We start from the raw sequence: 24,675 nt of genomic DNA, 5'->3' as shown, positions 1-24,675 counted from the left end.
GCGGTCGCGGCGGCCGGGGCGGGCTCGTGAGCGACCCGCGCGCCCTGCGCTCGGCGGCGGGCCCCTTCGTGCGGCCGCTGCGCGCCCTCGTGCGCGCCCTGGCCAGCGGGCCGGCGACGCTGCCGGAGCTGGTGGCCGCCAGCGCCCTGACGCGCCGGCGCGTGGAGGCGCTGCTGCGGGAGGTGGCCGACGACCTCGTCGAGGACGGCGGCCGGTACGCGCTGCGCCCCGAGCGCGCCGCCGAGTACGCCGCGGTCTTCGAGGTGGGCACCGCCGAGGACCCCGCCGGCTTCTGGGACCGCGCCCTGGGCGTGGACGGCGCGCTCGTGGCGACGATGGCCGAGCTGATCGCGCAGCGCCCCGCGCCCGACCGCGACCTCGACCACGTCGGGGCCACGCCCGCCACGGCCGCGCGCCGCGGCCGCTGGCTGGCCGACCGCTACGACCTGGCCGCGATGCGGCTGCTGTGCGTGGGCGACCACGACCTGACCTCCCTGGCCGCGGCCGCCACCGACCCCGCGGTGCAGGTCGTCGTCGTCGACCTCGACGAGCGCGTCCTGGAGTTCATCGACACCACCGCCCGCCGCCGCGGCTGGTCGGTGCGCTGCCTGTGGGGCGACTTCCGCCTGGGGCTGCCGGCCTCGGCGCGCGAGTGGGCGGACGTGGTCTTCACCGACCCGCCCTACACCCCCGAGGGCGTCGAGACGTTCCTGCTAGCCGGGCTGCAGGGCCTGCGCGACGCCGAGCGCGGCCGCCTGGTCGTCGCGTACGGCTACGGCGAGCACCAGCCGGCGCTGGGGCTGAAGGTGCAGCAGGCCGTGCAGGGGCTGCACCTGGTGCACGAGGCGGTGCTGCCCGACTTCAACGCCTACGACGGCGCCCAGGCCATCGGCTCGCACGGCGACCTGTACGTGCTGCAGCCCACCGCCCGCACCCGGCGCGCCGCGCCCACCGCGGCCGAGCGCCAGCAGGTGCGCATCTACACCCACGGCAGGCAGTCCCTCGAGGGCGGCGCGCAGGCGCTCGAGGAGGCCGCCGTGGCCGGGGCGCTGGCGCTGCTGGACGGCGCGGGCGGCAACGCCCCGCTGATCGCCGTCACGGCGCAGCCCCTGGAGGACGCGGCCCCCGGCCAGCACGTGCTCCTGCCCACCCTGCTCGCCCAGGGCGTGCCGGCGCAGCTGGCCGGCCGCCGGGCGCGCGCCCTGGTCGACCTCACCGACGCCCCGGAGCCGTGGGTGCTGCGCACCCTGCTGGCGCTGAACGCCGAGGCGGCCGCGCTGCTGCTGCCGCCCGGCGCGCAGGCGTCCCTCGCGCAGTGGCGCGAGCTGCTGAGGGGCAAGTACGAGCTGAGCGCGCACGCGCTGCCGGGCACCGCGCTCACCGCGCTGCTGGCCCGCGCGCGCCCGGGCGGCGGCCCTGCCGCCCGCGTCCTGGCCAGGGCGCACGGCAGGCTGGGCAACGTCGCGCGCGAGGCGCTGGTCGCCGCCGCCCGCGAGCGGGGGCGGGTGCTGACGAAGAACGCCGCGCGCGACCTGCTCGCCGAGCACGTGCGCCCGGAGCTGCTCAGCGCCTCGCTGGTGGAGCTGCCCCGGCACCAGGTCGCCGAGGTGCTGCGGGGCCTGGCGGCGTGCGCGGCGGCGTGGACGGAGACGCCGGCGGAGGCGCCGGGGGGCGGGGACGCGCAGCCGTAGCGGCGCGCCGGCGCAGCAGCAGCAGGGCCACCGCGGCGGCCAGCGCGGCCGCGGTGGCGGGCAGCGACCCGGTCAGCACCGCCCACTGCGCCCCGGCGCGCGTGCCCACCCAGCCGACGAGGGGGGCGCCGAGCACGGCGCCGCCCTGCAGCAGCGCCAGGTACAGCGCGACCACGCGGCCGCGCACCGCCGGGTCGCTGCGCGTCTGCACCGTGGCGTTGGCCGTGGTGAAGAACGTCAGCGACGCCACGCCCATGGGCACCAGGACGAGCAGGTACAGCTCGTAGGTGGGCACCAGCGCCGACAGGCTCGCCAGCGCGCCGAACGCGGCGGCGGCGCCGACGAGCACCCGGTGCCGCGGGCCCTCGCGGCGGGCGGCCACCAGCGCCCCGCCGAGGGAGCCGACCGCCACCGCGGTGCCCGCCAGCCCGAACTCCGCCGCCCCCAGCCCGAAGCGCTCACCCACGACGAGGGCGCTGGTGAGCTGGAAGTTCAGCCCCAGGCCGCCGACGACGGCCACCAGGGCCAGCACCACCACCAGCTCGGGGCGCTCGCGCACGTGCCGCAGGCCCGCGCGCACCCCCCGGGAGGAGGCGGGCGCGCGGGCCGGGCGCCCGGCCCGCCCCTCCGCGCCGGCCGCACCAGCGGCACCACCGGCACCACCGGCACCAGCGGCACCACCGGTGCCGTCGGCGCCGTCGGCGCGGTCCACGTGGCGCACCGCGCGCAGCGCGGCCAGCGCCGGCACGAAGCTCAGCGCGTTGAGCAGGAACACCGGCCCGGCGCCGATCGAGGCGATGAGCAGCCCGGCCACCGCGGGGCCGATCAGCCGGGCGGCGTTGAAGGACGCCGCGTTCAGCGCCACGGCGTTGGGCAGGTCCTCCTCGGGCACGAGCTGACCGGCGAACGTCAGGCGCGCAGGCCCGTCCAGCGCGGTGACGCAGCCCAGCAGCAGCGCCAGCACGTACAGGTGCCACAGCGCCGCGTGCTCGGTGACGACCAGCACGCCCGTGGCGGTGGCCAGCAGCGCCGTGACCACCTGGGTCACCACCAGCAGCCGGCGCCGGGAGAAGCGGTCGGCCAGCCCGCCGGCCAGGGGCGCCAGCAGCAGCACGGGCGCGAACTGCAGGGCGGTCGTCACCCCGCCGGCGGTGCCCGAGGCGCCCGGCAGGACCTGCACGGCCAGCCAGTCCTGGGCGATGCGCTGCATCCACGTGCCGGTGTTGCTCACCAGCGCACCGGCCGCCCACCAGCGGTAGTCGCGGTGCCGCAGCGAGCGGAACGTGCGGCTCACCACGCCCGGCGCCGTCCGCGCGCAGGGCTCGGGGGGCGGCGGGCGGGGCTCACCCCCCGACGCTAGGGGCGCGGCGCCCCCGGGCGGCGCGCGCGGCGCCGCTCGCGGCAGGGCACCGCCGACGTGGGCGGTGCCCCGCCGCCGGTGGACGGCCCGCGCAGCACCGGGCACCCCGGAACGCGGAGAGCGGGTGGCCGTCCTCCTCGGACGACCACCCGCTCTGACCGGAACCTGCTCCGGTCGGGCTGACAGGATTTGAACCTGCGACCCCTTGACCCCCAGTCAAGTGCGCTACCAAGCTGCGCCACAGCCCGATCGACCCGGCCCCTCGCGGGGCGAGCCGGGTAGAACCCTACCTCATCGCTTGCGCTTCTCCCGCACCCGCACGCTCAGCTCGATGGGCGAGCCGGTGAAGCCGAACTCCTCGCGCAGGCGGCGCTCGAGGAAGCGGCGGTAGCCGGCCTCGAGGAAGCCGCTGGCGAAGACCACGAAGCGCGGCGGGCGGGTCGAGACCTGCGTGGCGAAGAGGATGCGCGGCTGCTTGCCCCCGCGCACCGGGTGGGGCTGGGCGGAGACGACCTGCCCGAGGAAGCTGTTCAGGCGCCCGGTGGGGATGCGCGTGTCCCACGACTCCAGGGCGGTGTCCAGCGCGGGCACGAGGCGGTCCACGTGCCGGCCCGTCAGCGCCGAGACGTTCACCCGCGGCGCCCACGGCACCTGCACGAGCTCCTTCTCGATCTCGCGCTCGAGGTAGTGGCGGCGCTCCTCGTCGGTGAGGTCCCACTTGTTGTAGCCGATCACCAGCGCCCGGCCGGACTCCACGACCGTAGAGACGATGCGGATGTCCTGCTCGGTCAGCGGCTCGCTGGCGTCGACGAGCACGGCGGCCACCTCCGCCTTCTCCAGCGCCGCCTGCGTGCGCAGGGAGGCGTAGAAGTCCGCGCCCTTCGTCAGGTGCACGCGCCGGCGGATGCCGGCGGTGTCCACGAAGCGCCAGGTGCGCCCGCCCAGCTCGATGAGCTCGTCGACGGGGTCGCGGGTGGTGCCGGCGGTGGGGTGCACCACGACGCGCTCGGAGCCGGCGAGCTTGTTGAGCATGCTGGACTTGCCCACGTTGGGCCGGCCCAGCAGCGCCACGCGGCGCGGGCCGCCGGTGGGCAGCGCACCGCCGACGGCGGAGACCTCCGGCAGCAGCCGCACCGCGGCGTCCAGCGCGTCGCCGGTGCCGCGCCCGTGCAGCGCGGAGACCGCGTGCGGCTCGCCCAGGCCCAGGGACCACAGCTCGGCGGCGTCGGCCTCCTGGCGCGGGCCGTCGACCTTGTTGGCCACCAGCACGACGGGCTTGCCCGAGCGGCGCAGCATCCGCACGACCTGCTCGTCGGACGTGGTCGCCCCCACGGTGGCGTCCACGACGAACACCACGGCGTCGGCCAGGTCGATGGCGATCTCGGCCTGCTCGGCCACGGCGAGGTCCAGGCCGGCGGCCTTGCGCTCCCAGCCGCCGGTGTCGACGAGGGTGAAGTCGCGCCCGGCCCAGTTCGCCGGGTAGGAGACCCGGTCCCGGGTCACGCCGGGCACGTCCTCCACGACCGCCTCGCGGCGGCCGATGATGCGGTTGACCAGCGTGGACTTGCCCACGTTGGGCCGGCCCACCACGGCCAGCACCGGCAGCGGGCCGGCGGGGGCGTCCTCCGGGCCGCCGGGGCCGTCGGCCTCCAGCAGGGCCACGTCCTCCGGGGAGAGGTCGTAGTCCTCCAGCCCGGCGCGCAGGGCGCCCTCGACGCCGGCGTCCAGGCCGTCGTCGGGGCCGGTGCCCGTGCCGTCGTCGTGCTCGTGCGGGGTGTTCGGGGTGCTCACCGCGGACCTCCGGTCGCGTCGTCGGACGCCAGCTCGCGCAGGCCCAGCCCGGCGGCGTCCAGGTCGTCGGGCAGGGGTGTCCCCGTGCGCCGCATGCTCTCCAGGACGTGCGCGGACAGCTTGTCGCGCACCTGCTCCACGGCCGCGGCCAGCGCCGCCCGGCCCGGCACGCCGGGCTCCTTGACGACGGTGAACGGCTCGCCGAAGCAGTAGTGCAGCCTGCGCCGCGGCGGCGGCGCGGTGCGGCCCCGCTCGCCGGGGCGGTGCGCGCCCAGGCACGCCACCGGGACCACCGGCGCACCGGACTGCAGCGCGATCCAGGCGATGCCCGAGCGCACCGAGGCCGCGTCGCCGCGCCCGCGGGTGCCCTCGGGGAAGACGCCGGCCGCGCCGCCCTCGGAGAGCACGCGCAGCACCGTCTGCAGCGCGTCGCGGTCGCCGTGGCTGCGGTCGATGGGGATCTGCCCGGCGCGCAGCAGCGCCCAGCCGACGGGGCCGTCGAACATCTCCTTCTTCACCAGGAAGGCGACGTCGCGCGGGGCCACGCCGAACAGCAGCGGCCCGTCGGTCAGCGAGGCGTGGTTGGAGGCCAGCAGCACCGGGCCGGTGGCCGGCACGTTCTCGGCGCCGTGCACGGTGGAGGACCACACCACGTGCGCCAGGAACCTGCCCAGCGCCTTCGTCCACGGCTGCGGGCGGCCCGCGCGCGGCACGGCCACCGGGGCGGGGGCCGGCGTCACGCCCGCTCCCCCACCGCGCTGCGCACCAGCTCCAGCAGGGCGGCGACGGTGCCGTCGAAGTCCAGGTGCGTGGAGTCCAGGGTGACCACGCCGTCGGCGGCGGTGGTGAAGGCCGTGGTGCGCGCGTCGACGCGGTCGCGCTCGGAGACCGAGCGGCGCACCGCCTCCAGCGCGGCCTCGTCGGCCGCGCCGAGGTCCTGCTGCGCGCGCCGCGCCAGGCGCACCGACTCGTCGGCGGTCAGCAGCACCCGCACGTCGGCCTGCGGGGCGACGACGGTGGTGATGTCGCGGCCCTCGGCCACCACGCCCGGGCGCGCGCCGGGGGCCGGGGCGGCGCACGCGGCCTCGATGAGCGCGCGCTGGCGCAGCACCAGGTCCGAGCGCACCGCGGGCACGGCGGCCACCGCGCTGACGGCGGCGGTGACCTCGGCCCCGCGCACCTCGGTGGTCACGTTCGTCTCGCGCCCGTCGGGGCCGACCACCGCCACGGCCGGCGCCTGCGGGTCGGTGCCCACCGACAGCGCCACGGTGCGCACGTGCGCGGCCACGGCCACCGGGTCGTGCAGGTCCACCCCGGCGCGCAGCGCCGACCAGGTCACGGCGCGGTACATCGCGCCGGTGTCCAGGAACGCCACGCCCAGGGCGCGCGCGGCGGCGCGGCTGACGCTGGACTTGCCGGAGCCGGAGGGCCCGTCGACGGCGACGACCACGCCCGCCCGTGGCGGGGCGGCGGGGGGCGCGCCGGTGGGCGCGGCGGGACCGCGGGAGGAGGTGGGCACCGGACGAGGTTAGTCGACCGCGCCCGGCCCGCTCGACGCGCGCCCGGCGGCTCAGCGCCCCCGGTGGCTCACGAGGCCGGGACCGTCCAGCCGCGCGCGCGCAGCGCCTCGGCCAGCCGAGCGGCCGCCGCGGGCAGCACGTCCACCGCGGCCAGCGCCACGGCCTGCCCCGGGGAGTGCTCCAGGCGCAGGTCCTCCAGGTTGACCCCGGCCTCGCCCACGTCGGCCAGCAGCCGCGCCAGCGCGCCGGGGCGGTCGGGCACGACCACCACGACGGTGGCGTACAGCGCCGGCGCCCCGCCGTGCTTGCCCGGGATGCGCTCGCGCCCGGCCCCGCCGGCGGCGATCAGCTGCGCCAGGCGCCCGCGCGCGCCGGGCGCGGTCGGGTCCGCCTGCAGGGCGCGCAGCGCGCCGACGACCGCGTCGAGGTCCGTGCGCAGCTCCTCGAGCACGTCGGCGACGGGCCCGGCGTTGGCGGCGAGGATCTGCGCCCACAGCACCGGGTCGCTGCCGGCGATGCGGGTGACGTCGCGCAGGCCCTGCCCGGCCAGGCGCACGGCCGGCTCGGGCGCGCCCCGCAGGCGCGCGGCGACCAGGCTGGCGGCGACCTGCGGGGCGTGCGAGACCAGCGCGACGGCCTCGTCGTGCTCGGCGGCGGGCATGGCCACCGGCACCCCGCCGCAGTCGACGGCGAGGTCGTGCACGCGCGCCACCGCCGCCGGGTCGGCCGCCTCGGTGGCCGCCACCACCCACGGCCGGCCGGCGAAGAGGTCCGCGCGCGCCGAGACGGCGCCGCCGCGCTCGCGCCCGGCCATCGGGTGACCGCCGACGTAGCGGCGCAGGTCCGCGCCCGCGGCGCGCAGCGCGGCCAGGGGCCCGCCCTTGACGCTGGCCACGTCGGTGACCACGGCGCCGGGGTGCGCGGCCAGCTCGGCGACGACCACCTCGGCCACCACGTCCGGCGGGGTGGCCACCAGCACCAGGGACGGCTCGTCGCCCTCGGCGGCCAGGCGCCCGGCGCCCAGGTCGCGCGCCAGCGCCGCCTGGGTGGGCGAGGAGTCGCTGAGCACGACGTCCACGCCGCGCAGCGACAGGGCCAGCCCCGCGGAGGCGCCGAGCAGGCCGGAGCCGACCACGCGCACGGTGCCGGCGGTGCGCGCGGGCGCGGCGGCGTCGAGGGTCACCGGGGCCTACTGGGCGATGTCGCGGCGCAGGGCCTGCGCGCCGCCGAGGTAGACGTGGCGCACCCGCGCGCGCGGCAGGGCGGTCTCCACGTGCGCCATGAGGCGGATCACGCGCGGCATGGAGCCGTCCACCTCCAGCTCGCGCGCGCACATCAGCGGCACGTCGCCCATGCCCAGCTCACGGGCGGCGACGGCGGGGAACTCGCTGGTCAGGTCCGCGGTGCAGGTGAACAGCACGCTGATGAAGTCGTCCAGGGACAGCTCGTTCAGGCGGATCACCTCCGAGACCAGCTCGCGCGTCGCGGCGAGCACGACCTCGCGCTCGTCGACGTCCACCTGCACCGCACCCCGCACCGCCCGCACCGACACGGCGCTCACCGTACCGACGCCGCCGGCCGCGGCGAGCGCGGCCCGCGGGTTCACAGCCCCACGGCCGCCATGAGCTGCTGCACCTCGCCGCGCGTGAGGCGGCGGTTCCTGCCCGGCTTGAGGTCGCCGAGCACCAGCGGGCCCATCTGGGTGCGCACCAGCTTCAGCACCGGGTAGCCCTCGGCGTCGAGCAGGCGGCGCACCACGTGCTTGCGGCCCTCGTGCAGGACGACCTCCACCAGCGCGTAGCCGGGCTTGGAGTCCACCAGGCGGAAGGAGTCCACCGCCACGGGACCGTCCTCCAGCTCCACGCCGGCGCGCAGGTTGCGGCCCAGCTCGCGCTTGACCGGTCCGCGCACCTCGGCCAGGTACGTCTTCTGCACGCCGAAGGAGGGGTGCTGCAGGCGGTGCGCGAGCGCGCCGTCGTTGGTCAGCAGGATCAGGCCCTCGGTGTCCAGGTCGAGGCGGCCCACGTGGAAGAGCCGCTCCTCGCGCGGGCCGACCATGTCGGCGAGGTTGAGGCGGTCCTGCTCGTCGAACATCGTGGAGACCACGCCCTTGGGCTTGTTCACCATGATGTAGACGAGCTGGTCGTCGATGGAGAAGCGCAGGCCGTCGACGTGCACGACCTGGCGGGTGGGGTCGATGCGCACGCCCAGCTCGGTGACGACCTGGTCGTCGACGGTCACGCGCCCGGCGGTGATCATCTCCTCGCAGGCGCGGCGCGAGCCGGCACCGGCCTGGGCGAGGAACTTCTGCAGGCGCACGCCCTCGGGGTCGTGCACGTCGCCGCCGCGGGCGACGGGGGCGGGCCCGCGGCGCGGCGGGGCGGGGGCGGGCTTGATGTCGTCGGTCATCCGGCGCGCGGCGCCGCGGGCACCGGAGCGCCCGCCGGGCCCGCCGCCCTTGGCACCCAACGCCTTGCCGCCCTTGCCGGCGGCGCCGGGCCGGCCGCCGCGGCCCTGGGCGGGCCGGCCTCCGGAGCCGCCCTGGCGGCGGCTGCCGCCCCCTCGGGGCGCGGTGGGGCTCATCGTGGTTCCTCCTGGTCGTCGGGCGTCGCGGGGGCCTGCGGCTGCGCCGTGGCCGCCGGCGCCGCGTCGTCCGCGGCGCTCGCGCGCACCCCACCATCATCCCCCACCCCGGCCGCGGCGCCGACCGCCTCGGCCCCGAGCGCGTCGACCGGCTCGTCGGCCACCGCGTCGACCGGCTCGTCGGCCACCGCGTCGGCCACCGCGCCGGCGAGCAGGGCGCCGGGCTCGGGGGCGAGCACCTCGCGCGGGCCGAGGTCGTCCGGGTCGACGTCCTCGGGCAGGAACGGCGCCAGCGGCGGCAGGTCGTCCAGCGAGCCCAGGCCGGTGCGCTGCAGGAACTCCTCGGTGGTGCGGTACAGCGTCGCGCCGCTGGTGGCCTCCACCCCGGCCTCGGTGACCAGCCCGCGCGTGAGCAGGGTGCGCATGACGCCGTCGACGGAGACCCCGCGCACCGCGGAGACGCGCGCCCGGCTGACCGGCTGGCGGTAGGCGACGATCGCCAGGGTCTCCAGCGCGGCCTGCGTCAGCTTCGCGGTCTGCCCGTCCAGCAGGAACGCCTCGACGACGTCGGCGTGCTCGGCGCGCGAGTACACCCGCCACCCGCCGCCGGACTCGCGCAGCTCGAAGCCGCGACCGGCTTCGTCGTACTCCCCCGCCAGCTCGCGCAGCAGCAGGTCCACCTCGTCGGCGGACTCACCGGTGGCGCGGGCCAGGGCCTGCGCGGCGACCGGCTCGTCGGCCACCATGAGCACCGCCTCGATCGCGGCGCGCACCCGGCGCCCCGGCTCGTCCGGGCGCACCCCGTCGGAGGTCCCCCCGCGCACCTGCTCGCTCACCGCTCTCCCCCCGGCGCGGTGTCCGCGCCCTCGAACTCGTCGACGCCCGCCAGCACCGCCGCCGCGCTCGCGGCGTCGTCGGCGGGGTCCCAGCGCACCGTCAGCGGTCCCAGCGCCTCGGGCTGCTCCAGGCGCACCCGCTTCTCGCGGAACAGCTCCAGCACCGCCAGGAACCGGGCGACCACCACCAGGGTGCCCAGCTCCCCGTCGCCGGCGTCGGCGGCGATCTGGGCGAACGTCAGGTGCCCGGCGCGGCGCAGGCGCTCCACGACGAGCGCGGCCTGCTCGCGCACGCTGACGGCGCTGGCGTGCAGGTGGTCCAGGCCCACCACGGGCACCGGCTTCGGGGTCAGGGCGCGCGCGGCGATCGCGGCGAACTGCTCGGGGCTGACGCTCAGGACCAGCTCGGGCAGCAGCTTCTCGAAGCGCGGTTCGACCGCCACCGCGCGCGCCACCCGCCGCGAGGCCCGCTCGATGCGCTCGCCGAGGACCGCGGCGACCTGCTTGTAGGCGCGGTACTGCAGCAGCCGCGCGAAGAGCAGGTCGCGCGCCTCCAGCAGCGCGAGGTCCTCGGGGTCCTCCACGTCCGCGGCCGGCAGCAACCGGGCGGCCTTGAGGTCCAGCAGCGTGGCGGCCACGACGAGGAACTCGCTGGCCTCGTCCAGGTCCCACTCGCCCTCGCCGGCGGAGGCCGCGCGCAGGTGGGCGATGAAGTCGTCGGTCACCCGGGCCAGGGAGACCTCGGTGACGTCGAGGCGGTGCTTGGCGATGAGCCCGAGCAACAGGTCGAAGGGGCCCGCGAAGTTCTCCAGCCGCACCTCGAAGCCGCCGGTGCCCGCGGGCACCGGGGTCGGGGAGGGAGGCGCCACGGGGCCCACCGTACCGACCCGGCGGCGGCGCCCGCGCCGCTCGGGGGCGGCGGGCGGCGCGGGTGCCGAGCGCCGTCCACGGGGCGGGACGCGCGGGCTTCAGGCGAGCGGGGCGAGGGCCCCGACCCAGGAGCGGTACTGCTGCGGGGTGGCGCGCCGGGCGCGCCCGCGCAGCCCCAGGACGCCGAGGTCCAGGTCGCCGGCCGCGTCGACCGAGAAGCGCCACGCGCCCGTGGGCACGTCGCCCACGCACAGCACCGCCAGCGGGGTGCGCCCGGTGGACAGCAGCCGGTGCACGCGCTCGGCGTCCTGCGGCGACGGCGGCCCGGAGAGCACGACCACGCGCGGGCGCGGCCGGTCGGCCCCGCGCGCCAGGCGCCCGGCGAGCAGGTCCGCCCCCGGGACGGGCGCCTGCCGCTCCAGCTCCTCCAGCAGCCCGGCCAGCGCGGGCCGGGCGCGCAGGTTCCCCGGCGCCAGCACGGTCAGCTCGTCGCCGAAACCCACGAGGTGGACCTCGACGCCGTCCGACCAGCGGTTCGTCGCCAGCTCCAGCGCCACGGAGGTGACGACGTCGCGCGCGACGCCGGCGTCGCCGCCGACGCTGACCACGCCCGGGGCGCTCTCCAGGTCCAGCAGCAGCGCCTGCTCGCCGTCGGCGGCGACGTCGACGAGCGCCGGGTACGGCGCGGGCACGTCGCCGGACGCCCCCGGCGCCCCCGGCGCCCCGTCGGGCAGGTCCTCGCGCAGCACCCGCCACGCTCCGCCGGGCAGTTCGCGCCAGGGCGCCGGCGGGTGCGCGGCCGGTCCCGGCGGCGGGGTGGCGCCCAGGTGCAGCACGAGCTCGTCGGCGCCCAGGTGCGCGGCGACCACCTCCGGCAGCGGGTGCCCGGTGGCGCGCCGGGCCGCGGCGAGCTGGCGCAGGGCGACGTCGAGGAAGCGGGCACCGGCGAGGTCGGCCCCCCGCCGCAGCTCCTCCTCGACCGCGGCCGCGGTCGGGCCGCGCCGGCGCGCGGAGCCGGCGGTGAGCACGCCGGCCAGCAGCAGCCCGCCGCTGACGGCGGCGCGCGACGCCGTGCCGTGCGCGCCCGCGTCCACCTCTCCCGCCGGGGCGGTCGCGGGCGCGGTCGCAGGTGCTGCGTCCGCGGGTGCGGGCGCTGCGGGCGCTGCGGGCGCTGCGGGCGCGGGCCCTGCGGGCGCGGGCGCTGCGGCGGGGACCAGGGGGACGTGCACGTCGCCGGTGGCGTCGGCGGGCAGCAGCAGCACCCACCCGGGACGCACCAGGTCGGCGTCGACGAGGCGGATCCCGTCGGGCTGGACCCGGTCGCGGTTCAGCTCGAAGATCTCCCGGTAGCGCAGCGGGTCGCCCAGCGTGCGCTCGGCGATGTCCCACAGGCAGTCGTGGTGGCGCCCGTCCGGCGGCCGCACGACGTAGCCGACCGGCCCGGCGGGAACCTCGGGGGCGGGTGCGGCGGGAGCCCAGCCGGCGTCCACGCCGGGCAGCACCGCGGCGCCGGACGGCGCCGGCCGTGCCGCCGGCACCCGCGCGCCGGCCGGGTCCGCGGGGTCCGCGGGGTCCGCCGGACGCGCGGCACCGGCCTCGGTGCCGCCGGCGAGGGCAGCGGACACCGGCAGCACCGCCGTGCTCGGCGGCGCCCACACCGCCCCGGCCGCCAGCAGCAGCACCGCGGCCACCAGGCGCTGGGCCAGGACGTGCCCGGGTCCGCCCAGGCGCACCCGGGCGGGGGCCCCGCCGCGCGCCCACGCGGTCAGCTCGGCGAGCACGCACGCGGCGAAGTGCGCCCACAGCAGCCACAGCACGACGGCGAGCACGTCGAGCACGGCGGCCGCGGACAGCTCCGCGTCCAGCCACGAGCGCGTCGGCGCCGTCGAGGGCAGCGGGTTGCCGACGAGCTGGACCAGGGCCGCGGGGACCCCGCCGAGCACGGCGAGCAGGACGAGCGCCGCGACCGCGCCGCGCAGCAGCTCCAGCGGGCGCGCGCCGCGCGACGGCTCGGGCCGCGGCAGCCGGGCCGGGGCGCGGCGGACCGGGGTCGGGGTGGGGACGGGCATGGCTCCTCGTGTTCTCCGGCGCGTTCTCCGGCGCGTTCTCCGGCGCCCGGTGCGGTGGGGGTGCAGTGCGGTGGTCGTTCAGGGGGTCAGGGGCACCACGAGGGTCTGCACCTCGGTGACGCGCAGGCCGGTCGCCGTCTCCAGCTCGGCGACGTGGAAGGGGCGCCAGGTGGCGCCGGCGTCCTCGCTGACCTGGATGTCCCACGTCTCGCGGGCGCGCACGGTGACGTTGCCCGGCGTGCCGCGGAAGTCGCTGCCGGCGGAGGTGCGGCGGTAGGCGTGCGAGCACAGGCCCGGCCCGGTGCGCACCCGGGCGCCGGGTTCCAGGCGGGTCCCCTCCCCCGCGCACCGCAGCGGGGCGCTGCCGGGTTCGCCGGGATCGACCTCCAGCTCGCGCGCGACGGCGCGCATGCGCACCGAACCGGTGCCCAGGACCTTCGGCTCCTCCTCGGAGCCGCGCGAGAACGCCACGGTCTGCCCCACGCGCGGCGTCGTGGACGGTGACGTGCGCACCCCCAGGGTGGGGATCTGCCCGCGCCGCTCCTGCGCGAGCTCCACGTACGCCTGCTGACCGGCGGTCAGCTCGCTCCACAACGGGCAGCGCCGGGGGTCGTCCACGGAGACGAACACCGTGGACGGGGAGAACCGCAGGTCCCACGACGGCACGCCGCTGCGCGGGTCGGGCGCCGGCGTGAGGGTCACCTGCTCGAACTCGCGCGGCGGCGCGGTCGGCGGCGGTCCGGGCGCGGGCGGCGCGACGGTCGGCGACGTGGTGGGCGACGCGGTCGGCGACGCGGTGGGCGACGCGGTCGCCGAGGGCGTCGGGGAAACCGTCGGGGAAACCGTCGGGGAAACCGTCGGAGGAACCGTCGGCAGGGCCGTCGGGGAGATCGTCGGGGTCGCGGTGGCGGCCAGCAGGCGCACGGCGGTCGTCTCCGCCCGCTCGACGGCGCCGCGCGCGGGCGCCACCGCCGCACCTGCCCGCGGGTCCAGCAACCAGCAGGTGGGCGGGGGTGCACCGTGCAGCAGGTCCAGGAAGCTCCTGGCCGCGCGCCCGGTCCCCGCGCAGCGCATCGAGTACTGGCCGGCGGAGGTGGCGCGCGTCAGGCAGGAGCCGGCGGTGCCCTGCGCGCCGGCGGCCGGGCGGGCGGCGCCGGCCTCGGCGGCGACGGCCGCGGGTGCCGCCACGGGCAGAGCGAGCAGCGGCAGCGCGGCGCCGGCGAGCAGCGCGAGCAGCGGCAGCGCGGCGCCGGCGAGCAGCGCGCGCACGCGGCGCGCGGGACGGGTCGGACAGGTCGGACGGGCCGGTGGCATCAGAACCTTTCCTCCCTGACCTGGTCGGCCGGGCACTCCTCGGCCGCGGCGGTCAGGTCGTCGACGAGCCAGCGCCCGCCCTCGCGCACCACCACGGCGGTGGCGCGCGAGCGGTGCGGCGGGTTCAGCGGGCGCCCGGTGGCGCGGTCGACCTGCCACCCGCGGTCCTGCAGGCACAGCGCGAGCTCGACGCGGTCCGGGGTGCGCGTGCTGCCGAGCACGCCCACCGGGTAGGGCCCGGGCATCTCGTCGCCGATGTTCGCCGCCAGCAGCGGCAGCGCCCACGCGCGCGCCGCGGGGGTCAGGGTTGCGGTGAACGCCGGCAGCGCGGCGGGGTCGCTCTGCCGGGCGTTGACGGCCAGGGCCTGCTGGCGCAGGTAGTCGTGCAGCACCGCGACGGCGGCGTCCTCCGCGGCGGGCTCCCCGACGGCGCCCGCCTCCTCGGTGGGCGGCTGCGCGGCGGGCGGCTGCGCGGCGGGGGCGGCCGCCGCGGCGCCGGTGCCCGCCTGCGCCGCGGGCGGGGAGGGCGCGGCAGGCGGCGCCACCGCGGACGTGGCGCGGGTGCAGGCGGACGGGACGGTGAGCAGGGCAGCGCTCAGCAGCAGCACCGCGGCGCGGCGCGCTCGCGCGGCGCTCACGCGGCGTCCTGCCCGTCGGTGCCCTCGAACGGGCGGGCCCGCCCGTCGCCGGCGGCGCGCAGCTCGCGCACGCCGACGATGCCGAGCAGCGTCGCGGGCACGACGACCTCCACGTGGGCCTGCACGACGATGCGGCGCCCGAGCGGGTCGCCCTCTGAACTGGTCCCGCGGAAGCAGTCCCCGCCGACCAGGACGGGCCCGCCGGAGGCGGCGGCCTCGCGGCAGTAGGCGTTCACCCGCTCGGCCACCTCCTGCTCCGGCAGCAGCCGCAGGTCCGGCGCGTCCAGCTCGACGGCGGCCGCGCCGGCGCGGGCGGCCTCCTCGGCGTAGGCGATGGCGCGGGCGCGCGCGGACAGCTGGCGCGAGGCGTCGACCACCAGGCCGGCGAGCAGCAGGAGCACCAGGGCCAGCACGGGCACCGCCGGGGCCAGCGAGCCGTCGTCGGCGCCGGCGCGCCGGCGGGACCGGCGGGGCGGGTGGGACGAGCAGGCGGTCACGACACCTCCCGGTTGGGGTCGAGGGGGCTGGAGAACGACGAGCGCACGCCCACCCCGCCGGGCACGCCCGGCAGGCCCAGGTCGGCCAGGGGGTACGTGCAGCGGGCGCGGACGGTCACGGCCGCGCCGGGCTCGAACCGCTCGACGGGCTCGACGACCAGCGAGGCGGCGCACTCGCCCGGTCCCAGCGCGGTGGCGATGACCTCCCGGGCGCGGGCGGTGGCGTCCTCGGCCGAGCGCGCCTGGGTGGCGGTGCGGGCGGCGTCGCGCACGCCGGCGTCCAGGGTCGCGGAGACCTGCGTGGCGCGCGCGCACGCGAGCAGCAGCGCGACGAGCAGCAGCAGCGCCGGGGCGACGAGCGTGAACTCCAGCGCCACGCTGCCGCGGTCGCCGCCGGAAGTTCGCACGGGCGCGCGGGAGGGGGTCCCGGCGGGTTTCACCGCGCCCCCCGGAACCGCTCCACGGTGCCCACCGCGCGCTGCGTGGTGGTCAGCTCCAGGCCGGGCACCAGGCTGACGACGCGGCCGGAGACCTCCACGGCGACGCGCTCGGCGTCGGGGCGCCACTCGGTGCGCACCCGCGGTTGCAGCAGCGACTCGCGGCCCAGGGTCCAGGCGAAGCGGCGCACGTGCTCCTCGACGGCGGGCTGCCCGGCGTCGGCGGACTGCTGGTCGGGGAACAGGCGCAGCTGGGCGACGCCCTCGCGCGCCGCCTCCAGCGCGATCGAGCGCCCGTGGGCCCACAGGCCGACCTGGATCGCGAAGAACACCAGCAGCAGGAACACCGGCGCGACGAACGCCGTCTCCAGCGCGGCGGAACCCCGGTCGCGGGGGTTCACGACCCGGTGCCGACGGGGGCGACCCCGCCGGCGCACGCCTCGCCCACGGCGACGCCGGCGCACTCGGCCAGGTCCGCGCCCTTGGTCTTGACGACGTTGAACACCACGCCGCCGATGACGGAGGCGGCCACCACCACGACGGCGGCGATGATCGCCCACTCCAGCGCCGAGGCGCCGGCGTCGCGGCCGCCGGCGGCGGCGCGGCGGGCGCGGGCCGCGAGGGCGCGCAGCGCGCGGGTGGAGGGGCGGCGGTCGTGGGTCACGGGTTCCTCCGGGAGGTGGTCGTCGGTGGTGCGGCGCGGGCCCTGGCCCGCAGCGGTGCCGCGGTGGTGGTGCGCGCGGGGCCTCACGAGCGGCCCAGCAGGTTCGAGACGGCGGGGAAGGCGAGGAACACCATGAACGCGGTGCACAGCAGCAGCTGTGCGACGAGCATGGACTGCGACTTCTCCCCCGCCTCGCCCTCCACGTCCGCCATGTCGCGCCGGCGCACCGTGGCCGCGCGCGCGGCCAGCGAGGCGCGGATCTTCGCCCCGTCGTCGGCGGCGAGCACCAGGGCGCCGGCCAGGTCGGTGAGCTCGGCGACGGCCAGCTCCTCGCCCAGCGCGCCCAGCGCGTCCCAGGGGTTCTCCCCGAGCAGCCGGGCGTTCGCCAGCGCCTGCCGGATGCGCACCAGCGCCCAGTAGTCGCTGACGGAGGCGGAGCTGAGCAGCGCCTCGGGCAGGCCGCGCCCGCCGGCGAGGTTCATCGCCACCAGGTCGCAGAACACCCCCACGACGCGGCGGAAGTCGCGGCGGCGCCGGGCGGCGTCGGCGCGCAGCGCCAGGTCGGGCACGGCGAGACCAAGACCGCCCAGCAGCAGGGCCGGCAGCAGGGGGGCGCCCGCCGGCAGCGGGACGCCGCAGGTGCGCAGCACCGCCCAGCACACCGGCGCCAGCAGCAGCAGCACGAGACCGGCGACCACCTTGGTGGCCAGGAACTCCCCCGTGCCGCGGCCGAGCACCGCCAGGTCGGCGCGGGTGCGCCGCAGCCGCCAGCCGCGCTCGGCGCTGAGCACCTCCAGCCGGTCGCCCAGCGCGTGCACCAGGCGGCCGGTGGCGGCGGACAACCCCGGCACGCCGCGTTCGGGCGCCGCGGAGGCGGCGGCCTCGGCGGCGCTGAGCAGCCGGCGCCGCGAGGACCTGCGCAGCCCGTCGTGGCGGGCGACCTGCACCGCCAGCGAGGGGCGCGCCGGCAGCAGCACCGCCAGTACGAGCAGCAGGCCGGCACCGCAGGCGGCACCGCCGAGCAGCGCGGGGGTCACCGCGCCACCGCCGCGGCCGGAGCCGGGGCCGGGGTGACGAGGAACCGCTCGTGCGTCTCCACGCGCGCCAGGCGGCGCAGCCACAGCAGGCCGGCGAGCAGCACCGCGCCGACGACGAGCAGCGCGAGCTGCCCGCCCACGGAGGAGTACGGCGCCACGTAGGGGCGGTTGAACACCGCCAGCAGCCCCATGACGCCGAGCACGACCAGCAGGACGATCTGCACGCTGCGGCGGATGCTGCGCCTGCTGGCGTCGATGCGCCGGCGCACGTCCAGCTCCTCGCGTGTCGAGGCGGCCAGGGCGGTGAGCACGTCGCGCAGGCCCGGCCCGCGCAGCCGGGCGTTGAGCACCAGCGCGGCGCACACCACGTCCGCGCTGGGGTCGTCGACGTCGTCGGCGAAGCGCAGCAGCGCCTCGGGCAGGGGTTCGCGGATCCGCAGCCTGTCCACCAGCAGATTCAGCGACGGGCGCAGCACCGGGGCGGACGTGCTCGCGGTGGCCGGGATGGCCTGGTCAAGCCCTGGCGTGGGACACTTTAAGAATGAAGAGACGCGCCGCCGTGTACTGCCGGATCAGCAAGGACCGCGCCGGCGGCGGACTCGGCGTGACGCGCCAAGAGGACGACTGCCGAGCCCTAGCGAAGCGGTTGGGCTGGGAGGTCGTCGCCGTCTACGTCGACAACGACCTGTCCGCGTACAGCGGTAAGCCCCGCCCTGGCTACCGCGCTCTCCTTGACGACCTCCAGGCCGGGCGTGCCAATGCGGTAGTTGTCTGGCATACCGACCGACTGCATCGCTCCCCGCGTGAGCTAGAGACCTTCGTGGACATTTGCGAAGCGCACGACGTGACCACCCACACAGTGACCGCCGGAGAACTCGATCTGTCCACGCCTTCGGGTCGCCTCTTCGCCCGGCAGCTTGGTTCCTACGCCCGGTATGAAGTTGAGGTCGGCATCGAAAGGCAACGACGAGCCAAGGAGCAGCGGGCTGCCGCGGGTGAGTGGCTGGGCGGGCCCCGACCCTTCGGCTGGCAGACGGACGGGACAGTCGTCGAGGAAGAAGCGCGTGCCTTGCAGCACTGGACGACGTCGATCCTGGCTGGCGTGTCTGTCGCCTCGTTGACGCGGGAGGCCAATGCATCCGGCATCAAGACCACAACTGGCGGTCGCTGGAGCGCAACGGAGCTGCGCCGGGTGGTCTCCCGCGCACGCAATGCTGGCCTCGTGGTGCACCGCGGGACGATCCTCGCCGGTGTCAGCAGTGGATGGCCAAGCATCGTGCCTGAGGACGAATGGCGAGCAGTCAGCACACTGCTCCTCGATCCCGCACGGCGTACGAATCCCAGCCCGTCCCGGCGCCACCTTGGCTCTGGCCTGTACTTGTGCGGGCGCTGCGCGGATGGCACAACGATGACTGCTGGCACCGCAACTGGTGGTGATTTGCGGTACCGCTGCCGCGCTCAACACCACCTCTCCCGCCGCATGGAGCCGGTAGACGACATCGTCCTAGCCGTGGTGGAGAAGCGGCTGCGAGAACCTGATGTGTCGGCACTCCTCGCCAAGCCCGCCAGCCCTGCTGGGGAGGCAAGCACCGAGGCGGCGGCTCTTGCCGCACGGGAGCGCATGACGCATCTCGCCGAGGAATTCGGCGCCGGACGCCTCCCCTTGGCGGCCTTCACCGCTGGGACGGCACTCGCTCAACAGGTGATCGACAAGCACGAGCGCCACCTAGCAGCCCAAGCCGCAGGCACAGCTTTGGCCGGCATCATCGACGCTGGCCGTCCAGCACAAGCGTTCGCCAGTCTCGTCGCTATCGCACGAGACGAGGACCGAGAGACTGCCGCCGCATCACTCGATCGGCTGCGCGCCATCATCGGCACGCTTGTCACTGTGACCATCCTTCCGCAGCATCGAGGCCGCCCCTCGGGATGGCAGGCAGGACAGTCCGTATTCGATCCATCGTCTGTGCAGATCGAGTGGCGTCAGTGATGACTGGCGCCCTACCTCACAGGTACGGGTCACAGTTCGAGCAGCGCCCGACCGAGAGCCGCCAGCCACCGTCTGCAGGCGATCGCCACCACGTCCACCACTCACTCTGCTGCCCACACAAGGGGCAAGTCTGGCGCGGGTAGCTGCGAGTTTCTTCGAGCGTGAAGATGCGATCGGCCTCAGGATGCGCGGAACCGAACCTCATGAGGACATTTCTGCGCGCCAATACTCCTGGGACCCAAGCCCTCGAAGAAGCCGGCCAATCAGCCGACCCACCACCAGGCCGGGACTAGCAGTCATCTCATCTCGAGACGACTCAGTGGTTTCCTGGTATGTCTCAGCGTCGTAAGTGGTTGCTCGCGCCGTAAAGTCGTCGACAACTCTCGAACTTAGCGCTCCGCGCAATCCACCGATCCTCACCCCAAACGCCCACGGCCCGTAATACTCCGTCGCTTGAGCAATGTCTCTAGACCACGCCAGTAGTCGAAAAGCGTATGCAATCGCCAATCCATCAGCGGCCACCCTGGTACCGCTATGGTCACCATCGTGTCCCCTCATCTGCACAAGACGACCGACCAGGAGTCGAATTCCCCCGTCCTCCCTGAACTCAATGTCCAGCAATCCGCCTTCAGGATCACCATAACCGTATTCGGGATCCATAGTGCGACCAGGACCGGAAAGAACGCCGGAATGCATTGAGCATCCCTGGGCTCGAGGCGCGAAGTTCGACGCGTACCTTAAAGTGGGACTCCAATCGCGCACCATCGCTGGAACTAGCGCATCACCCGCGAGGACTCTAGAGAAGAGGCCGTTCTGACTGGTCAGAAGTTCGCGGCCCATTCCAGGGCGCCCTAGAACTGGGTGGGCAACTGCATGCAAATGCCCGAACTTGCGCTCGTGCAGCAAAACCGGGTCACGCAGCTCCTCTTCTTCGAGGGCCGCCTCTGTCAAGCGACCTGCAGAATGCCGACGTGCGTGAAACCGCACAACCTCAGCATCCGAAAGTCTGCTTCGAGTACGGTCCCCCCTGCCGTAATAGATTCCATCCACCATGTGAGGAGACTGGCCAGACTGAGCGATCGTGATGACGAGGTACCCGGTTCGCTCGTCCGCACCGCTCGGAAGGTCAACGCAGGACACATACACCGGTGGATCAATCTGGCTAGTAGCGATCTGTTCGACCCGCTCGCCAAGCCCATCTAACTGCTGAGGGGCTGGAATCCATGTGCGGTTCTCCTTGTCCTCCTCAATGCCAATGAGGAGGGTACCCCCGTCGATAGCAAAACTGGCGATATCGCGAGCCAGTTCCTTACGCCCCCTAGAAGTTGCCTCCACCTCACGCTTGATGTCCATGTAATGGGTTTCTGCGAGAAGTCCTCGCTCAATGCCAGCAAGGATGTCGCCTTCGCTGCGGGGCACCCAACGCTCGAGCTGACCACTCGGTGGCACATACATGGCTTCGACCGTAGTCTGAGGCACCGACGAACCACACCAAGCGACACGCGTAAGACGAGAAGCCCTAGAGCAGACGCTCTAGGGCTTCTCGTCGGCGCTGGTCGGGTCTTCGGTTAGGTGACCTCGCCGACCATCCAGTCCGCCTCGAGCGCCTTCAACGACACGCCCTGCGGTGAGGTTGACGCCGAAGCCGTCACTGCTCCTTGCGAGCGCGGGAACGGCTGGTCTTGGCCGGCACGAGGCTGACCCAGCCGTGCCGGATCCACCGCTGAGCGGTGTCGTGGTCGACGTGCACCTCGGCACCGCCGGTGTGCTGGACGCCGTCGACGTGCACGGCGTAGCCCTCGGTCACGACCACGCTCGTCGTCTGCGCGCCCATCAGGCGGTGACGACCTTGACGACCGACTGCGGGTGCCCGAAGGCGAAACCGACGCGCATGGTGGCGCGGATGGCGACCCGGTCGGACTCGAAGTAGCGCGAGCGGTCCACGTCGAGGGTGACGTCATCGCGCAGGACCGTCCACACGCGCGAGCGGTCGTAGCCCCAGACGGTGCCGGCGGCCACCGCCGGGGACGTCCGCAGCTCCACACCCAGGATCCGGCGCTGCCCGGCGGCGGTGGGGTCCTGCCCCAGCAGCGGCACCGGGGAGCCGTCCGCGGTCTTGATCTTCGCCAGCGCCAGGGCGGTGCTGGGGTGGGTGACGAAGCTGGTGACCTGCGCGCCGACCTGCTCGGCCTTGGAGACGGCCTCGGCGAAGGCGTCGAGGTTGGTGAAGCCCCCGGTGGCGGTGACGGTCTGGATGCCGCTGAGCGCGGCCAGCCCCGACGGTGCCGGCGCCGGCAGAGCGGCGAACCACGCCTGGTCGACCCTGCGGGCGATGTCGCGCGCCAGGCCCTCACCGACGACCGCAGCGGCGGCGGGCGAGGAGTCGTCGGCCAGCTCACGCGAGATGATCGTCAGCCCGGCGACCTTGCGCGGGGTGATGGTGAGCTCGTCGAGGTCGGCGTCGGAGACGGGGATGTCCTGCCCCTCGGCGACCCACGCGGCGGTGGGGTCGTCGGTCACCAGCGGCACCCGGAAGGTGAACCCGGAAGTCGTCACGGTGGTGGACGTCTCGAACGCGATCGAGCCGGCGGTGACGGGCTGGATGACAAGAGGACCGATGTCCTCGGTGGAGATCGGCTGACGGTTCAGCATGACCATGGTGGAGCCCCTTTCAAGAGCAGCGAGGAAGTGAAATGCGCCGCGGTCCTGCCGCGACCAGCGCTGCCCTCCTGGGGCGAGGGGGTGTCCCGTTGCCGGACTCCAGGTCCCGCGCGACGGGACACCACCTCATCACGATCATTCTACGGCGAAACCCTCGAGCCCGTCAGGAACGGGCGCGGATGACGTCCTGCCAGCCGGCGCCCCCGGAGACGTCCACGCCGCGCCGGCCCTGGCCGATGTCCCCGCTGGGGCGGGCCTGCCAGTGCGGGCGGTCCTGCACCAGGCGCGTCACCGCCTGCACCACCCGCTCCTCGTCGACCGCACCGGAGTCGTCCACTACGTCCGCCAGGCCAACGCCGTCAGCCCACAGGTCCGGGCCGTGCCGCAACGTCAACCACCCCTCCCGCGCGGTGGTGGCGATCGCCTCCGCGTCGCGGAGGCGGTAGGCGTCCAACTGCTGCTGCAGACGGTCCCGCTCGGCCTCAGCCTCGCGCAGCCGCGCCCGGTAACCGCCAGCCTCCCGGCGGGCGCTGGACAGGGCGCCGTCCTCGTGCGGCTCCTGAGGCTCCGCGGGGATGGTGTCAGCCTCGACGACCTCGGGGTTGTCCTGCTCGATGTGCTCACTCATCACGGGCTCCGATCGGGTGTGTGGCATGACGCGGGCGGGGGGATACGCGCTGACGGGGCTGGGCGCCCCCGTGGACTGGGACTGCGGGGGGATATTTCTAGACGGTGGCGGCTGTCTAGGAGTGGGCGGGGGAAGGATCCCGCCCCTGGGGTCAGGAATCGTCGTGGTCGAGGCCGGGGACGTGCAGCGTGGCGGGGCCGTGGTCGACACGCTCAACGGAAAGCGGCAAGCCGTCGATGTCCTCGCGCAACTCGTCGGTGCTGACGTTGACGACGTGTCCGTTGGCGGCGAGCAGCTTGTTTCGCAGGTCGGGCGTGAGGTGGTCCCACATGCCGTTGGTGTGCTCGTCGGTCATGGCTGCTCCTATCTCAGGCCGCGTTGCGGCGGTTGGCGAGTGGGGCTTGGCGGTCGATACCAGCCCAGGTGCCGAAGCGTTCGCGAGCGGCATCCGCGTAGGCGCCACACGGGCCGAAGAGAGGGCAGTCGAGACAGGCGTCCGCGGCCCGCGCCCGCTCAGCCCTGTCGTCGGAGAACCACAGCTCAGGCTCCTGCTGGCACGGCGTGAGCTGGTCAAGGTCGTCGAGTGCGTCCTGCAGTGTGCGGTACTCGGTGTCAGCCTGGCTGGGCTTGTGGCTCACGCTGCCTCCTGGGTGCAGGCGGGGTGTGTGGACTGGTGTGGTTCGACGGCGGTCATGGGCTCCCTGCAGGTGGCACATCTAGCGACTGGGGCACCGGGGCCCACTGGGGCCCGACTGGGGCCCGCCCCGGTGCGGATAAGGTGCGTCTGACTGGGGCCCGGGGCCCCCTCTCTTAAGGGGCCCCGGTCCCGGACGCTCCGATGGCTTGAAGAGCCCCCCTGACCGGGGCCCGAATCCAACCCCTCCCGGAAGGGCTTGGTGGACGTGTGCAGCGTCGCGTTGCGGCTGCCGGCCTGGGTGGCGACGTACCCCTCAGCGACCAGGAGCTTGAGGGCAGCCGCCTTCGCCTCGCGCTTGCCCGGGACGTAGGTGGACTCCTTCACCAACGCATTTGCGGACAGAGGCTCGGGAGCAGTCTCGAGAGCCATGGAGATGCGTTCCATGAGGTGCGTGGGCCGGAAGGTTGCACTTCCCTGCCCGTCCTCAGGGGCCAGGACTTGCACGTCGATGGAGTCACCGGTCGAGTCGACGATGATGGTGGCGGCGTGCTGCGTGCGGGACTCGGCGACCCATCGACCGCAGGTGGGGCGAATGGCGCCCTCGCGGTCCTTGCCAATCCACAGTCGCAGGGAGCCACGCATCCCGCGTCCGATGGGCTCACGCACCTCCAGGGAGTAGGACGCACCGCTGAGCGTCGCCATCTTGGCCTGTGCGCCGATGGCGAAGCGGCCACGGTTCTCGCTCGACTTCGTGACGTGGTCGACGAGGACGACCGCGGCACCGGTGGCCTCCGCGAGGCGCTTGGGGACCATCCGCGACCAAAGGGTGACGTCGTCGTTGGAGTTCGTGGCCAGCCCCATCGTGGCGAGGGCTTCGGTAACGCCGTCGATCACGATGAGGTCCACGCTGACGTCCAGCAGCGCACGGAACGCTGTCCGCTCCACGTCTGAGCCGGGATCACGCTCGGGACGGATGTAGCGGAACTGCTGGCGCAGCTCGTCGCTGCTGGCACCCATGCTGAGCATGCGACCTACAACCGTGCCGGCGTTGGACTCGTAGTCGACGTACACCACACGCCCGCCGCTGTGCATGGTGGTGACCGCTGCAGCTTGCATGACGAGGGACTTGCCCGACTCGGACTCGCCCATGATGGCGTGGACGCGGGCGGGGTACAGCAGGCATTGTCCATCGGCGCGCGGCCACCGAGTAGGGATGACCGGTGCGTGAGTGCCGTCGAGGATGGCGGAGATGTCTTCAGCGACCCATGAGGCGTTAAACTCCTCGTCCATCACGCGGCGTCCTCGCGAGGAGTTCTCCATGACGCCATGCACCGGTCGATGAACGCGGCTTTGAGCGCGGGATCCACCTGGGGTGCCGGCGGACGAGGGTCCCGAAGGCCAGTGAGTGTCCAGAACTCACGGATTGCCTGGGCACGTTCGGGCTGTGCACGAAGT

Annotated in this window: 26 protein-coding genes, 1 tRNA gene and 1 pseudogene; 2 read left to right on the top strand and 26 right to left on the bottom strand. The window is 75.3% G+C overall.

Annotation, left to right across the window (positions count from 1 at the left end; genetic code table 11):
- Positions 1–335: 335 nt before the first annotated feature.
- Positions 336–875: pseudogene (locus ACRYMN_RS03930) on the top strand (bis-aminopropyl spermidine synthase family protein); the annotation flags it as partial.
- 688 nt (positions 876–1,563) lie between these two features.
- On the opposite strand, the gene ACRYMN_RS03925 reads toward ACRYMN_RS03930, so the two are convergent.
- The 19 genes from ACRYMN_RS03925 to ACRYMN_RS03835 form a co-directional block, all read right to left on the bottom strand.
- Positions 1,564–2,988, bottom strand: coding sequence for an MFS transporter (locus ACRYMN_RS03925; protein WP_432492176.1), 1,425 nt, complete (start codon positions 2,986–2,988; stop codon positions 1,564–1,566).
- 237 nt (positions 2,989–3,225) lie between these two features.
- Positions 3,226–3,299: transfer RNA gene (locus ACRYMN_RS03920), tRNA-Pro, on the bottom strand.
- 43 nt (positions 3,300–3,342) lie between these two features.
- Positions 3,343–4,842 (bottom strand): ribosome biogenesis GTPase Der, encoded by a 1,500-nt coding sequence (gene der / locus ACRYMN_RS03915; RefSeq protein WP_432492174.1) that lies wholly within the window; start codon positions 4,840–4,842, stop codon positions 3,343–3,345.
- Positions 4,839–5,582, bottom strand: coding sequence for a lysophospholipid acyltransferase family protein (locus ACRYMN_RS03910; protein WP_432492172.1), 744 nt, complete (start codon positions 5,580–5,582; stop codon positions 4,839–4,841). Before ACRYMN_RS03910 ends, der begins: the two co-directional genes overlap by 4 nt.
- Positions 5,579–6,361 (bottom strand): (d)CMP kinase, encoded by a 783-nt coding sequence (cmk, locus tag ACRYMN_RS03905; protein ID WP_432492170.1) that lies wholly within the window; start codon positions 6,359–6,361, stop codon positions 5,579–5,581. Before cmk ends, ACRYMN_RS03910 begins: the two co-directional genes overlap by 4 nt.
- Positions 6,362–6,429: 68 nt before the next feature.
- Positions 6,430–7,545 carry a prephenate dehydrogenase gene (locus ACRYMN_RS03900; protein ID WP_432492168.1) on the bottom strand — a complete coding sequence of 372 codons (1,116 nt, stop codon included), beginning with the start codon at positions 7,543–7,545 and terminating at the stop codon, positions 6,430–6,432.
- Between the two features lie 6 nt (positions 7,546–7,551).
- On the bottom strand, positions 7,552–7,914 hold the full coding sequence (gene aroH / locus ACRYMN_RS03895) for a chorismate mutase (RefSeq protein WP_432492166.1): 363 nt from the start codon (positions 7,912–7,914) through the stop codon (positions 7,552–7,554).
- A 50-nt stretch (positions 7,915–7,964) separates the two neighbouring features.
- Entirely contained in the window at positions 7,965–8,945 is a 981-nt protein-coding gene (locus ACRYMN_RS03890; protein WP_432492164.1) for a pseudouridine synthase, read from the bottom strand.
- A complete protein-coding gene (gene scpB / locus ACRYMN_RS03885; protein WP_432492162.1) occupies positions 8,942–9,781 on the bottom strand; it encodes an SMC-Scp complex subunit ScpB in 840 nt (279 codons plus the stop codon). Before scpB ends, ACRYMN_RS03890 begins: the two co-directional genes overlap by 4 nt.
- The gene (locus ACRYMN_RS03880) at positions 9,778–10,650 is read right to left on the bottom strand and encodes a segregation and condensation protein A (RefSeq protein ID WP_432492160.1); all 873 of its coding nucleotides are present in this window, start codon (positions 10,648–10,650) and stop codon (positions 9,778–9,780) included. Before ACRYMN_RS03880 ends, scpB begins: the two co-directional genes overlap by 4 nt.
- Before the next feature lie 99 nt (positions 10,651–10,749).
- A complete protein-coding gene (locus tag ACRYMN_RS03875) occupies positions 10,750–12,720 on the bottom strand; it encodes a LysM peptidoglycan-binding domain-containing protein (protein WP_432492158.1) in 1,971 nt (656 codons plus the stop codon).
- A 78-nt stretch (positions 12,721–12,798) separates the two neighbouring features.
- A complete protein-coding gene (locus ACRYMN_RS03870; RefSeq protein WP_432492156.1) occupies positions 12,799–13,989 on the bottom strand; it encodes a hypothetical protein in 1,191 nt (396 codons plus the stop codon).
- A gap of 44 nt (positions 13,990–14,033) precedes the next feature.
- The gene (locus tag ACRYMN_RS03865; protein WP_432492154.1) at positions 14,034–14,672 is read right to left on the bottom strand and encodes a hypothetical protein; all 639 of its coding nucleotides are present in this window, start codon (positions 14,670–14,672) and stop codon (positions 14,034–14,036) included.
- Positions 14,669–15,169: a pilus assembly protein TadG-related protein gene (locus tag ACRYMN_RS03860; RefSeq protein ID WP_432492152.1), complete on the bottom strand. Its 501-nt coding sequence runs from the start codon at positions 15,167–15,169 to the stop codon at positions 14,669–14,671. The genes ACRYMN_RS03865 and ACRYMN_RS03860 overlap by 4 nt, the downstream gene beginning before the upstream one ends.
- Positions 15,166–15,546: a TadE/TadG family type IV pilus assembly protein gene (locus ACRYMN_RS03855; protein ID WP_432492150.1), complete on the bottom strand. Its 381-nt coding sequence runs from the start codon at positions 15,544–15,546 to the stop codon at positions 15,166–15,168. Before ACRYMN_RS03855 ends, ACRYMN_RS03860 begins: the two co-directional genes overlap by 4 nt.
- A 59-nt stretch (positions 15,547–15,605) precedes the next feature.
- Positions 15,606–16,007, bottom strand: coding sequence for a TadE family protein (locus ACRYMN_RS03850; RefSeq protein WP_432492148.1), 402 nt, complete (start codon positions 16,005–16,007; stop codon positions 15,606–15,608).
- Positions 16,004–16,270 carry a hypothetical protein gene (locus tag ACRYMN_RS03845; protein WP_432492146.1) on the bottom strand — a complete coding sequence of 89 codons (267 nt, stop codon included), beginning with the start codon at positions 16,268–16,270 and terminating at the stop codon, positions 16,004–16,006. Before ACRYMN_RS03845 ends, ACRYMN_RS03850 begins: the two co-directional genes overlap by 4 nt.
- 83 nt (positions 16,271–16,353) lie before the next feature.
- Positions 16,354–17,307 (bottom strand): type II secretion system F family protein, encoded by a 954-nt coding sequence (locus tag ACRYMN_RS03840; protein ID WP_432492144.1) that lies wholly within the window; start codon positions 17,305–17,307, stop codon positions 16,354–16,356.
- Positions 17,304–17,813, bottom strand: coding sequence for a type II secretion system F family protein (locus tag ACRYMN_RS03835; protein WP_432492284.1), 510 nt, complete (start codon positions 17,811–17,813; stop codon positions 17,304–17,306). Before ACRYMN_RS03835 ends, ACRYMN_RS03840 begins: the two co-directional genes overlap by 4 nt.
- Positions 17,814–17,848: 35 nt before the next feature.
- Between ACRYMN_RS03835 and ACRYMN_RS03830 the strand changes: the two genes are divergently transcribed.
- On the top strand, positions 17,849–19,294 hold the full coding sequence (locus ACRYMN_RS03830) for a recombinase family protein (RefSeq protein ID WP_432492142.1): 1,446 nt from the start codon (positions 17,849–17,851) through the stop codon (positions 19,292–19,294).
- A gap of 201 nt (positions 19,295–19,495) precedes the next feature.
- On the opposite strand, the gene ACRYMN_RS03825 is transcribed toward ACRYMN_RS03830, so the two are convergent.
- The 7 genes from ACRYMN_RS03825 to ACRYMN_RS03795 all read right to left on the bottom strand — a co-directional run bounded on the left by ACRYMN_RS03825 (position 19,496) and on the right by ACRYMN_RS03795 (position 24,510).
- Positions 19,496–20,647, bottom strand: a complete 1,152-nt coding sequence (locus ACRYMN_RS03825; RefSeq protein ID WP_432492282.1) for an AlbA family DNA-binding domain-containing protein — start codon at positions 20,645–20,647, stop codon at positions 19,496–19,498.
- A gap of 295 nt (positions 20,648–20,942) precedes the next feature.
- Complete coding sequence (locus tag ACRYMN_RS03820) at positions 20,943–21,101, bottom strand: hypothetical protein (RefSeq protein WP_432492140.1); 159 nt, start codon at positions 21,099–21,101, stop codon at positions 20,943–20,945.
- Positions 21,102–21,127: 26 nt separating this feature from the next.
- Entirely contained in the window at positions 21,128–21,952 is an 825-nt protein-coding gene (locus ACRYMN_RS03815) for a phage major capsid protein (RefSeq protein ID WP_432492138.1), read from the bottom strand.
- 166 nt (positions 21,953–22,118) lie between these two features.
- Positions 22,119–22,583, bottom strand: a complete 465-nt coding sequence (locus ACRYMN_RS03810) for a hypothetical protein (RefSeq protein ID WP_432492136.1) — start codon at positions 22,581–22,583, stop codon at positions 22,119–22,121.
- A gap of 151 nt (positions 22,584–22,734) precedes the next feature.
- Positions 22,735–22,938, bottom strand: coding sequence for a hypothetical protein (locus tag ACRYMN_RS03805; RefSeq protein WP_432492134.1), 204 nt, complete (start codon positions 22,936–22,938; stop codon positions 22,735–22,737).
- Positions 22,939–22,951: 13 nt separating this feature from the next.
- Complete coding sequence (locus ACRYMN_RS03800; protein ID WP_432492132.1) at positions 22,952–23,221, bottom strand: WhiB family transcriptional regulator; 270 nt, start codon at positions 23,219–23,221, stop codon at positions 22,952–22,954.
- Positions 23,218–24,510 (bottom strand): AAA family ATPase, encoded by a 1,293-nt coding sequence (locus ACRYMN_RS03795; RefSeq protein ID WP_432492280.1) that lies wholly within the window; start codon positions 24,508–24,510, stop codon positions 23,218–23,220. Before ACRYMN_RS03795 ends, ACRYMN_RS03800 begins: the two co-directional genes overlap by 4 nt.
- Positions 24,511–24,675 lie beyond the last annotated feature (165 nt).

It is taken from the genome of Kineococcus gypseus (genome assembly GCF_050871305.1).
GTDB classification, from domain to species: Bacteria; Actinomycetota; Actinomycetes; order Actinomycetales; family Kineococcaceae; genus Kineococcus; species Kineococcus gypseus.
This window is presented reverse-complemented; position numbering and strand designations above follow the sequence as displayed.

Excerpts from the sequence above, each read along its gene's own strand:
- ACRYMN_RS03890 (WP_432492164.1), bottom strand. The coding sequence starts at position 8,945 with ATGAGCCCCACCGCGCCCCGAGGGGGCGGCAGCCGCCGCCAGGGCGGC.
- ACRYMN_RS03875 (WP_432492158.1), bottom strand. The coding sequence starts at position 12,720 with ATGCCCGTCCCCACCCCGACCCCGGTCCGCCGCGCCCCGGCCCGGCTG.
- ACRYMN_RS03830 (WP_432492142.1), top strand. The coding sequence starts at position 17,849 with ATGAAGAGACGCGCCGCCGTGTACTGCCGGATCAGCAAGGACCGCGCC.
- ACRYMN_RS03825 (WP_432492282.1), bottom strand. The coding sequence starts at position 20,647 with ATGGACATCAAGCGTGAGGTGGAGGCAACTTCTAGGGGGCGTAAGGAA.
- ACRYMN_RS03815 (WP_432492138.1), bottom strand. The coding sequence starts at position 21,952 with ATGGTCATGCTGAACCGTCAGCCGATCTCCACCGAGGACATCGGTCCT.
- ACRYMN_RS03810 (WP_432492136.1), bottom strand. The coding sequence starts at position 22,583 with ATGAGTGAGCACATCGAGCAGGACAACCCCGAGGTCGTCGAGGCTGAC.
- ACRYMN_RS03805 (WP_432492134.1), bottom strand. The coding sequence starts at position 22,938 with ATGACCGACGAGCACACCAACGGCATGTGGGACCACCTCACGCCCGAC.
- ACRYMN_RS03795 (WP_432492280.1), bottom strand. The coding sequence starts at position 24,510 with ATGGACGAGGAGTTTAACGCCTCATGGGTCGCTGAAGACATCTCCGCC.